Genomic DNA, 11,826 nt, shown 5'->3' on the forward strand with positions numbered 1-11,826 from the left:
ATGTCTGGCGACACCCACCCATGGCTCGCGGCCTCGACCGCGAAGGTCGAGACGCTCATCGAGGCCCTGCCCTGGATGCAGCAGTACCACGACGAGATCATCGTCGTGAAGTTCGGCGGCAACGCCATGGTCGAGTCCGAGCTCATTGAGGCGTTCGCGCAAGACATCGCGTTCCTGCGCTACGCGGGCATCAAGCCCGTCGTCGTGCACGGCGGCGGCCCGCACATCTCACGCATGCTCGACCGCTTCGGCATCGAGTCGGAGTTTCGCGCCGGGTATCGGTACACCTCCGCGGAGGCGATCGAAGTCGTGCGTATGGTGCTCGGCGGCCAGGTCGCCCGCGAGCTCGTCTCGGCGATCAACGATGTCGCGCCGGTCGCCACCGGCACGTCGGGGGAGGACGCCGGGCTGTTTCAGGCGCAGCGTAAGACCACGGATGCGTCGGGCAAGCCGATCGACCTCGGTCACGTCGGCGAGATTGTCGCGGTCAACCCCCAGGTCGTCTCGGCCGACATCGCGGCCGGCCGCATCCCCGTCGTCTCGACCATCGCGAGTGACATCGACGCGCCCCGCAAAGCGCTCAACATCAACGCCGACCGCGCGGCTGCCGCGCTCGCGGTGGCGCTCGGCGCCCGCAAGCTCGTTATGCTCACCGACGTCGAGGGTCTCTACCGCAACTGGCCCGACCGATCGTCACTCATTTCGTCGATCAGCGCCGAGGAGCTCCGCCCTATGGTGCCGAACCTCGAAGCGGGCATGATCCCCAAGGTGCAGGCGTGCCTCGAGGCCGTCGACGGGGGCGTCTCGCGTGCCACCATCATCGACGGCCGTGTGGCCCACTCAACCTTGCTCGAAATCTTTACCACCGACGGCTTCGGCACCGAGGTCATGCCCTAGCGGCGCCTCTGTTTGACCACCAATTCGAAAGGCTCACCAATGATCCGCCACTTCCTTCGCGACGACGACATCACCGCCGCCGAGCAGAGCACGATTCTCGACCTCGCGGCGAAGCTGAAGGAAGACCGATTCCTGGCGCGACCACTCGAGGGCCCGCAGTCGGTCGCGGTCATCTTCGACAAGAGCTCGACGCGCACCCGCGTCTCCTTCCACGTCGGGGTCTCGGAGCTCGGCGGCAGCCCGCTCATCTTCACCACAGCATCGAGCCAGCTCGGCGGCAAAGAGACCCCCTCCGACACCGCGCGCGTGCTCGAGCGCATGGTCGAGGCCATCGTCTGGCGCACCTATGCGCAGTCGGGCCTCGAGCAGATGGCCGAGGGCGCACGCGTACCGATCGTCAACGCGCTCAGCGACGACTTTCACCCCTGCCAGCTGCTGGCCGACCTGCTCACGATTCGCGAGCACCGCGGCACGACGGCCGGACAGAAGCTCGTGTTCGTTGGCGACGGCGCGAGCAACATGGGCCACTCGTACCTGCTTGCCTGCGCGATTGCCGGTATGCACGTCGCCGTCGCCTCACCCGAGGGCTACCTGCCTCGTGAGGATGTGGTGGCGCGCGCCCGCGAGCTCGCCGCCGAACAGGGTGGGTCGGTTGAGGTGAGCACCGACGCCGCGGCACTCGTCGCCGGCGCCGATGTCGTCGTCACCGACACCTGGGTCTCGATGGGCCTCGAGGAGGAGCGCGCCGAGCGCGTCGCCGCCTTTGAGTCGTACCGGGTGACCCAGGAGATGATGAGCGACGCGAAGGACGATGCGATCTTCCTCCACTGCCTGCCAGCGGACCGCGGCTACGAAGTCGACGCCGACGTGATTGACGGAGCCCAGTCGGTGATTTGGGACGAGGCCGAAAACCGGCTCCACGCCCAGAAGGCGCTACTCGTGTGGCTGCTCGCGCAGGCCCGCGGCGTCGAACTGCCGTAATCGGCTGCAGCGCCGAGCGAACTAGACTATTTCCAGACCTACAGCTGAAGGAGCAACATGACTGAGCGTATTGTGCTCGCGTACTCGGGAGGTCTTGACACCTCCGTCGCAATCCCGTGGATCAAGGAGCGCACCGGCCGCGAGGTCATCGCCCTCGCGATCGACGTCGGCCAGGCCGGCGAGGACCTCGAGCAGATCCGCCAGCGTGCCATTGACTGCGGCGCCGTGGAAGCCGTGGTCGTCGACGCCCGTGACGAGTTCGCGAACGATTACCTCGTGCCCGCCCTCCAGGCGAATGCGATGTACCAGCGCCGCTACCCACTCGTGTCGGCGCTCTCGCGCCCGCTCATCGCCCGTCACCTTGCGCGCACCGCTCGCGAGCTCGGCGCGAACTCGATCGCGCACGGCTGCACCGGTATGGGCAACGACCAGGTGCGCTTCGAGGCCGCCGTCGCGGCGCTCGCGCCCGAGCTCACCTCGATCGCGCCCATCCGCGACCTCTCGCTGACCCGCGACGTGGCCATCGAGTACGCGGGCGAGCACAACCTGCCCATCCGCCAGTCGAAGGCGTCGCCGTACTCGGTCGACCAGAACGTCTGGGGCCGCGCGGTTGAGACCGGCTTCCTCGAAGACCCGTGGAACCCGCCCATCGAAGACCTCTATGAGTACACGCAGGACCCGACGGTCGACCGTGCTCCGACCGAGGTCACCATCGCGTTTGAGTCGGGCACCCCGGTGTCGATCAATGGCGAGCGTCTGAGCATGCTCCAGATCGTCGAGAAGATGAACCAGCTCGCGGGCGAGCAGGGCGTCGGCCGCATCGACATGGTCGAGGACCGCCTCGTCGGCATTAAGTCGCGCGAGATCTACGAGGCCCCGGGCGCGATTGCGCTCATCGAGGCGCACACCCACCTCGAAGACCTCGCGCTCGAGCGTGACGTGGCCCGCTACAAGCGCAGCGTCGAGATCGAGTGGGGCAACCTCGTCTACGACGGTCTCTGGTTCGGCGGCCTCAAGCGCGCGCTCGACGCGTTCATCCAGCACACGCAAGAGAAGGTCACCGGCGAGGTGCGCCTGACCCTGCACCAGGGCCGCGCCGTTGTCACCGGCCGCCGCAGCGACGAGTCGCTCTACGACTACTCGCTGGCGACGTACGACACCGGTAACACCTTCAACCAGGATGCCGCGCGCGGCTTCATCGAGCTGCACTCGCTGCCCTCGAAGATCGCCGCCCGCCGCGACCAGCCCGAGCTGTAGGGCATGGCGGACGCAACCTCGCGAGCCGGCGAAGACGGCGCCCTCTGGGGCGGCCGCTTCGCCGGCGGACCCTCGCCCGAGCTCGCTCGGCTGTCGAAGTCGACGCAGTTCGACTGGAAGCTGGCGCACTACGACCTTGCTGGTTCGCGCGCGCACGCGAACGCGCTCGCGAAGGCGGGGTACCTCAGCGAAGACGAGCGGCTCGGGATGCACGCCGCGCTCGACGAACTCGAAGAGCGCGTCAGCGACGGCCGCTTCGTCGCGGCCGAGTCCGATGAGGATGTGCACTCGGCGCTTGAGCGCGGGTTGATGGAGATCGCCGGGCACGAGCTCGGCGGCAAGCTTCGTGCCGGCCGCAGCCGAAACGACCAGATCGCGACGTTCGTGCGCATGTACATCCGCGACGAATCGGCGACGCTGCGCGGGCTGCTGCGCGACCTTGTGAACGCAATCGCCGGCCAGGCCGAGGCGAACCTCGACGTAATCATGCCGGGGCGCACGCACCTGCAGCACGCGCAGCCGGTGCTGTTGGCGCACCACCTGCTCGCGCATGCGTGGCCGCTTGTGCGCGACCTCGGCCGCCTGAGCGACCTGGGGGAGCGGCTCGCCGACTCGCCCTATGGCTCTGGCGCGCTTGCGGGCTCGACGCTCGGGCTCGACGCCGAAGCGGTCGCGGCCGAACTCGGCTTCCGCGCCGCGGTCGAGAACTCGATTGACGGCACGGCGTCCCGCGACCTCGTGAGCGAGGCCGCGTTCATCCTCGCCCAGGTGGGCGTCGACGTCTCGCGCTTTGCCGAGGAGATCATCCTCTGGAACACGCGCGAGTTCGACTTCCTCACCCTTGACGACTCGTATTCGACCGGCTCGAGCATCATGCCGCAGAAGAAGAACCCCGACATCGCCGAGCTCGCGCGCGGCAAGTCGGGGCGCCTCATCGGCAACCTCACGGGCCTGCTCGCCACATTTAAGGCGATGCCGCTCGCGTACAACCGCGACCTGCAGGAGGACAAAGAGCCACTGTTCGACTCGTTCGAACAGCTCGAGGTGCTGCTGCCGGCATTCACCGGCATGGTGGCCACCATGGTCTTCCACGGTAAGCGGATGCGCGAGCTCGCGCCCCAGGGGTTCTCACTTGCCACCGACGTGGCCGAGTGGCTCGTGAAGCGGCACGTGCCGTTCCGCGATGCGCACGAGATTTCGGGCAGCCTCGTCAAGCTTGCCGAGTCGAAGGGCGTCGACCTCGACGGCCTCTCGGACGACGAGTTTGCCGGGGTCTCGGCGCACCTCACACCCGAGGTGCGCGAGGTGCTGACGATTGACGGTTCGGTCGCCTCGCGCGACGGCGTCAACGGCACCGCGCCGAGCTCCGTGCGCGCCCAGCTCGACAAGCTGCGCGAACGACTCGCGTAATCACCACACGAATGCCCCCGATCGTGCAGATCGGGGGCATTCGTGTTGGTACGGTTGACGCTGTGACACAGCGTGATCTCTCCTGGCAGCGGAATGACCCGTCGTTTGACCACGTCCTCGACGAGCTCGAGTGGCGCGGCTTTATTCACGTCTCCACCGATCTCGGTGAGCTTCGTGAGCGGATGGCCCAGGGCCCGATCACGTATTACTGCGGATTCGACCCGACGGCGCCGAGTCTTCACCTCGGGCACCTCGTGCAGCTGCTGCTGCTTCGCCGGCTGCAGCTCGCGGGCAACTTCCCGATCGGCGTGGTCGGCGGCTCGACCGGTCTCATCGGCGACCCGCGCCCGACGGCCGAGCGCACACTCAACTCGCGCGAAACTGTCGCCGAGTGGGTGAACGGCCTGCGCGACCAGATCGAGGGCTACCTCGACTTCGACGGCGACTTTGCCGCACGGATGGCGAACAACCTCGACTGGACCGCCGACTTGTCGGCCCTCGACTTCCTGCGCGACCTCGGCAAGCACTTCCGGGTCGGGGCGATGCTCAAGAAGGATGCGGTTTCGGCGCGCCTCAACTCCGAGGCCGGCATCTCGTACACCGAGTTCAGCTACCAGATTCTGCAGGCGTTTGACTTCCTCGAGCTCTACCGCCGGTACGGCCTCGAGCTGCAGACGGGTGGCTCCGACCAGTGGGGCAACCTCGTCGGCGGTGTTGATCTGATTCGCCGTGCCGAGGGTGCGAGCGTGCACGCGATGGGAACGCCGCTCATCACGAACTCCGACGGCACCAAGTTCGGCAAGTCCGAGGGCAACGCCATCTGGATCAACGCCGAGCTCACGTCGCCCTACGCGTTCTACCAGTTCTGGCTCAACACCGACGACCGCGATGTGGCCGACCGCCTGAAGATCTTCACGTTCTTCACGCGTGAAGAGATCGCGCAGTTCCAGCGTCAGGTCGAGGAGGAGCCGTTCCGTCGTGCGGCACAAAAGGCGCTCGCCTCGGCAGTGACCCGACTCGTGCACGGTGACGAAGCCACCGATGCGGCGATCGATGCGTCGGAGGCGCTCTTCGGCAAGGGCGACCTCGCGGCGCTTTCCGAGGATGTGCTTCATCAGGCCATCGCGGAACTCCCGAATGTCGAAGCGCAGCTTGGGCAGGAAATCGCCGAGCTGCTCGTGGCGACCGGTGCGGAAGACTCGCTCTCGGGTGCGCGTCGAGCAATCAAGCAGGGCGGGGTCACCGTCAACAAGGCGAAGGTGACCGATGAACACCAGGTGTTGGGGGAGGGCGACCTCCTCGCCGGCGGCGGTGTCGTGATCCGCCGCGGTAAGAAGACACTCGTTGGTGCCATCGTGCGATAACCGTGCGAATTTGACGAGGGGGTGTGCGCAGCAGTGCTGCGCACACCCCCTCGTCGTTCTCCCTCGGATCGCCGAGATCCCCGGAATACCGGGCGACACGCCCGGGCTGCAGGCGTGATTTGCACGACCCCCCGGATCTCCGTAAAGTATTCATCTGTTGCCACCGCAGCGAAAGAAACACCATCTGGTGCTCATCGCAAAGGAGGCAACGGTCGCCGCCCAAGCGACAGGGTCTTCACAGACTCAGCGCTTGAGCCACTTGCACGCCACGGCGAGCATGGGGTAAGGTAGACGACCTAACAACAACTTCACTACCACGAGGTTACGTCAGACATCGTCCGACACGCCGAGGTAGTAGAACCTAGAGCTCTCAGTAGCAACCACGCAAGCGCGGGGTGAAAATGAGAAGCGAACGGTCTTTGAGAACTCAACAGTGTGCACTAAATAAATTGTCATATGCCATTTTTTATATGGTTACCTCGTGACTGGCTAGCTTCGGCTGGCTGGTTTATTTGGTTCCTTTTTTTAATATTTTGGATGATGATCGCCAGATTAATTTTGGTGTTTTGATTCTGGATTGAACTCATTTTTTACGGAGAGTTTGATCCTGGCTCAGGACGAACGCTGGCGGCGTGCTTAACACATGCAAGTCGAACGATGAAGCCCAGCTTGCTGGGTGGATTAGTGGCGAACGGGTGAGTAACACGTGAGCAACGTGCCCGAAACTCTGGAATAACCACCGGAAACGGTGGCTAATACTGGATATGTGCCAGGGAGGCATCTCCTCTGGTTGGAAAGATTTTTCGGTTTCGGATCGGCTCACGGCCTATCAGCTTGTTGGCGGGGTAAAGGCCCACCAAGGCGACGACGGGTAGCCGGCCTGAGAGGGTGACCGGCCACACTGGGACTGAGACACGGCCCAGACTCCTACGGGAGGCAGCAGTGGGGAATATTGCACAATGGGCGCAAGCCTGATGCAGCAACGCCGCGTGAGGGATGACGGCCTTCGGGTTGTAAACCTCTTTTAGTAGGGAAGAAGCGAAAGTGACGGTACCTGCAGAAAAAGCACCGGCTAACTACGTGCCAGCAGCCGCGGTAATACGTAGGGTGCAAGCGTTGTCCGGAATTATTGGGCGTAAAGAGCTCGTAGGCGGTTTGTCGCGTCTGCTGTGAAATCCCGAGGCTCAACCTCGGGCCTGCAGTGGGTACGGGCAGACTTGAGTGCGGTAGGGGAGATTGGAATTCCTGGTGTAGCGGTGGAATGCGCAGATATCAGGAGGAACACCGATGGCGAAGGCAGATCTCTGGGCCGTTACTGACGCTGAGGAGCGAAAGCATGGGGAGCGAACAGGATTAGATACCCTGGTAGTCCATGCCGTAAACGTTGGGCGCTAGATGTGGGGACCATTCCACGGTTTCTGTGTCGTAGCTAACGCATTAAGCGCCCCGCCTGGGGAGTACGGCCGCAAGGCTAAAACTCAAAGGAATTGACGGGGGCCCGCACAAGCGGCGGAGCATGCGGATTAATTCGATGCAACGCGAAGAACCTTACCAAGGCTTGACATATACCGGAAACTTCCAGAGATGGTTGCCCTGCTTGCAGTCGGTATACAGGTGGTGCATGGTTGTCGTCAGCTCGTGTCGTGAGATGTTCGGTTAAGTCCGGCAACGAGCGCAACCCTCGTCCTATGTTGCCAGCACGTTATGGTGGGAACTCATGGGATACTGCCGTGGTCAACACGGAGGAAGGTGGGGATGACGTCAAATCATCATGCCCCTTATGTCTTGGGCTTCACGCATGCTACAATGGCCGGTACAATGGGCTGCGATACCGCGAGGTGGAGCGAATCCCAAAAAGCCGGTCTCAGTTCGGATTGGGGTCTGCAACTCGACCCCATGAAGTCGGAGTCGCTAGTAATCGCAGATCAGCAACGCTGCGGTGAATACGTTCCCGGGCCTTGTACACACCGCCCGTCAAGTCATGAAAGTCGGTAACACCCGAAGCCGGTGGCCTAACCCTTGTGGAGGGAGCTGTCGAAGGTGGGATCGGTGATTAGGACTAAGTCGTAACAAGGTAGCCGTACCGGAAGGTGCGGCTGGATCACCTCCTTTCTAAGGAGCATTGACACGGTCACAATCAGTGTGGTCGTGGTGCCCAGTCTCATCCGAATGTGGTGAGTGGGTGCTCAAGGGTGGAACATATGGCAAGTGTGGGAGTGACGTGATGCGTTAGTACCTGGTTCGTTCGCGAGCCGGTGGAAGGGGTGTTGTGGAGCTGTTGCGCGGTGTGCACGCTGTTGGGTCCTTGGGGACCGGTCAACTGCCAGGCCTTCGGGTTGGGTGGCGGTTTCCTGCAGACCATTGCAGGCCACGGAATGGAATGTTCGGTGGTGTGGGGTGGTGCTGATTGTATGTTGAGAACTACATAGTGGACGCGAGCATCTTATTAGCTGTCGCGTAGTGTTGAGTCGCTGTTGGTGGCTTGATGGTGCGTGGTGGTGTAATAGTTTCTAGATTTCTAGATTTCTAGATTTCTAGATTTCTAGAGTTCAAATTTTTTTGATTCTTATTCTTATGTATCGTACTTGGTGATTTTGAAGTTGCTAAGAGCGAACGGTGGATGCCTTGGCATCTGGAGCCGATGAAGGACGTAGTAATCTGCGATAAGCCTCGGGGAGCCGATAAACGGGCGTTGATCCGAGGATTTCCGAATGGGGAAACCTGGCCACATTTATTGTGGTTACTCGCACCTGAATGTATAGGGTGTTGAGGGGGAACGCGGGGAAGTGAAACATCTCAGTACCCGCAGGAAGAGAAAACAATTGTGATTCCGTTAGTAGTGGCGAGCGAACGCGGATGAGGCTAAACCGGTTGTGTGTGATACCTGGTAGGGGTTGCATGGTCGGGGTTGTGGGACTTGTTGTGTCGTGCTACCACGCGACGAGTGTCTGATGCAGTGTAGGAGAACAGGTTTGAATGCCTGACCGTAGGGGGTGGGAGTCCCGTATCCGAAACAGTGTGTTGGTGCTGATGAGTATCCCAAGTAGCACGGAGCCCGTGAAACTTTGTGTGAATCTGTCGGGACCACCCGATAAGCCTAAATACTTCCAGATGACCGATAGCGGACAAGTACCGTGAGGGAAAGGTGAAAAGCACCCCGGGAGGGGAGTGAAATAGTTCCTGAAACCGTTTGCTTACAATCCGTCGGAGCCTTTCGGGGTGACGGCGTGCCTTTTGAAGAATGAGCCTGCGAGTTAGTGATGTGTGGCGAGGTTAACCCGTGTGGGGTAGCCGTAGCGAAAGCGAGTCTGAAGAGGGCGTTGAGTCGCATGTTCTAGACCCGAAGCGAAGTGATCTAGCCATGGCCAGGTTGAAGCGTCGGTAAGACGTCGTGGAGGACCGAACCCACCTAGGTTGAAAACTGGGGGGATGAGCTGTGGTTAGGGGTGAAAGGCCAATCAAACTTCGTGATAGCTGGTTCTCTCCGAAATGCATTTAGGTGCAGCGTTGCGTGTTTCTTGCTGGAGGTAGAGCTACTGGATGGCTAATGGGCCTTACCGGGTTACTGACGTCAGCCAAACTCCGAATGCCAGTAAGTGAGAGCGCAGCAGTGAGACAGTGGGGGATAAGCTTCATTGTCGAGAGGGAAACAACCCAGACCACCAATTAAGGTCCCTAAGCGTGTGCTAAGTGGAAAAGGATGTGGAGTTGCAGTGACAACCAGGAGGTTGGCTTAGAAGCAGCCACCCTTGAAAGAGTGCGTAATAGCTCACTGGTCAAGTGATTCCGCGCCGACAATGTAACGGGGCTCAAGCACACCACCGAAATTGTGGCAGTCCATTTGTTGGGCTGGGTAGGAGAGCGTCGTGTACTGGGTGAAGCGGCACGGGAACGTGGTCGTGGACGGTACACGAGTGAGAATGCAGGCATGAGTAGCGAAAGACGGGTGAGAAACCCGTCCTCCGAATAACCAAGGGTTCCAGGGTCAAGCTAATCTTCCCTGGGTAAGTCGGGACCTAAGGCGAGGCCGACAGGCGTAGTCGATGGACAACGGGTTGATATTCCCGTACCGGCGAAAGACCGTCCAATCCAATCCAGTGATGCTAAGAGCCTGAAGTTCCCTGCTGCGCCTTTGGTGTGGTGTGGGGATGGAGCGTTCGAACCTATGCTGGGGCGGGTAGCGTAGTAACAGGTGTGACGCAGAAAGGTAGCCAATCCGGGTGAATGGTTGTATCCGGGCAAGGTTGTAGGGTTCGTGGTTGGTAAATCCGCCACGTGGATGCCTGAGAACTGACGCGGAAGCCGTAATGGCGAAGTTGGTGATCCTCTGCTGCCAAGAAAAGCATCGACGCGAGGTCTGAGTTGCCCGTACCCCAAACCGACACAGGTGGTTAGGTAGAGAATACTAAGGAGTTCGAGAGAATCGTGGTGAAGGAACTCGGCAAAATGCCCCCGTAACTTCGGGAGAAGGGGGGCCATCCACTTATTAGGATTTACTCCGAAAGGGTGTGGTGGCCGCAGAGACTAGTGGGAAGCGACTGTTTATCAAAAACACAGGTCCGTGCGAAGTTGCAAGACGATGTATACGGACTGACGCCTGCCCGGTGCTGGAAGGTTAAGAGGAAGTGTTAGCTTTGGCGAAGCACAGAATTTAAGCCCCAGTAAACGGCGGTGGTAACTATAACCATCCTAAGGTAGCGAAATTCCTTGTCGGGTAAGTTCCGACCTGCACGAATGGCGTAACGACTTCCCAGCTGTCTCCACCGCGAACTCGGCGAAATTGCAGTACGAGTAAAGATGCTCGTTACGCGCAGCAGGACGAAAAGACCCCGTGACCTTTACTATAGCTTGGTATTGGTGATTGGTGTGGCTTGTGTAGGATAGGTGGGAGACTGTGAAGCTGGCACGCTAGTGTTGGTGGAGTCGTTGTTGAAATACCACTCTGGTCACTCTGATTATCTAACTTCGAACCGTGATCCGGTTCAGGGACAGTGCCTGGTGGGTAGTTTAACTGGGGCGGTTGCCTCCCAAAGAGTAACGGAGGCGCCCAAAGGTTCCCTCAGTCTGGTTGGTAATCAGATTTCGAGTGTAAGTGCACAAGGGAGCTTGACTGTGACACTGACAGGGGGAGCAGGGACGAAAGTCGGGACTAGTGATCCGGCAGTGGCTTGTGGAAGCGCTGTCGCTCAACGGATAAAAGGTACCTCGGGGATAACAGGCTGATCTTGCCCAAGAGTCCATATCGACGGCATGGTTTGGCACCTCGATGTCGGCTCGTCGCATCCTGGGGCTGGAGTAGGTCCCAAGGGTTGGGCTGTTCGCCCATTAAAGCGGTACGCGAGCTGGGTTCAGAACGTCGTGAGACAGTTCGGTCTCTATCCGCTGCGCGCGTTGGAAGTTTGAGGAGATCTTTCTTTAGTACGAGAGGACCGAGAAGGACGAACCTCTGGTGTGTCAGTTGTTCTGCCAAGGGCATGGCTGATTGGCTACGTTCGGAACGGATAACCGCTGAAAGCATCTAAGCGGGAAGCCGGCTCCAAGATGAGACTTCCTACCCTTTGTTGGGGTGAGGTGTCCAGTAGATGACTGGGTTGATAGGCCGGATGTGGAAGCGCTGTAAGGTGTGGAGCTGACCGGTACTAATACGCCGAAGACTTCAATAATTTTCTCACTGAGTATGTGTATGTGTATGTTGCTGTTGTGTGAGTTGTTCGCGTCCCTGTGTGGTTCTTGACATACGATGAGTGTGTTAGAAAGTGTTTCGGTGGTTTTAGCGAGATGGAAACGCCCGGTTACATTCCGAACCCGGAAGCTAAGCGTCTTTGCGCCGATGGTACTGCAAGGGGGACCTTGTGGGAGAGTAGGACACCGCCGAACTTAACTTAATGAAGAGGGGTCATTCCTTTTAGGAATGACC

The 11,826-nt window shown here is 60.4% G+C and carries 5 protein-coding genes and 3 rRNA genes; all 8 read left to right on the forward strand.

The window, feature by feature from the left end; genetic code table 11:
- The 8 genes from argB (at position 1) to rrf (ending at position 11,786) form a co-directional block, all read left to right on the forward strand.
- Positions 1-897: an acetylglutamate kinase gene (gene argB / locus EJL01_RS09430; RefSeq protein ID WP_125107268.1), complete on the forward strand. Its 897-nt coding sequence runs from the start codon at positions 1-3 to the stop codon at positions 895-897.
- A 39-nt stretch (positions 898-936) separates the two neighbouring features.
- The gene (gene argF / locus EJL01_RS09435) at positions 937-1,878 is read left to right on the forward strand and encodes an ornithine carbamoyltransferase (RefSeq protein WP_125107269.1); all 942 of its coding nucleotides are present in this window, start codon (positions 937-939) and stop codon (positions 1,876-1,878) included.
- A 57-nt stretch (positions 1,879-1,935) separates the two neighbouring features.
- Positions 1,936-3,135 (forward strand): argininosuccinate synthase, encoded by a 1,200-nt coding sequence (locus EJL01_RS09440; protein ID WP_125107270.1) that lies wholly within the window; start codon positions 1,936-1,938, stop codon positions 3,133-3,135.
- Between the two features lie 3 nt (positions 3,136-3,138).
- Complete coding sequence (gene argH / locus EJL01_RS09445; protein WP_125107271.1) at positions 3,139-4,545, forward strand: argininosuccinate lyase; 1,407 nt, start codon at positions 3,139-3,141, stop codon at positions 4,543-4,545.
- 62 nt (positions 4,546-4,607) lie between these two features.
- Positions 4,608-5,909 (forward strand): tyrosine--tRNA ligase, encoded by a 1,302-nt coding sequence (tyrS, locus tag EJL01_RS09450; protein ID WP_241209160.1) that lies wholly within the window; start codon positions 4,608-4,610, stop codon positions 5,907-5,909.
- A gap of 589 nt (positions 5,910-6,498) precedes the next feature.
- Positions 6,499-8,021, forward strand: a 16S ribosomal RNA gene (locus EJL01_RS09455).
- A 481-nt stretch (positions 8,022-8,502) separates the two neighbouring features.
- A 23S ribosomal RNA gene (locus EJL01_RS09460) occupies positions 8,503-11,572 on the forward strand.
- Between the two features lie 97 nt (positions 11,573-11,669).
- Positions 11,670-11,786: ribosomal RNA gene (gene rrf / locus EJL01_RS09465) — 5S ribosomal RNA — on the forward strand.
- Together the 16S, 23S and 5S rRNA genes form the textbook arrangement of a ribosomal RNA operon.
- Positions 11,787-11,826: the final 40 nt, after the last annotated feature.

This window comes from Gulosibacter massiliensis, from assembly GCF_900626105.1.
Classification (GTDB): Bacteria; Actinomycetota; Actinomycetes; order Actinomycetales; family Microbacteriaceae; genus Gulosibacter; species Gulosibacter sediminis.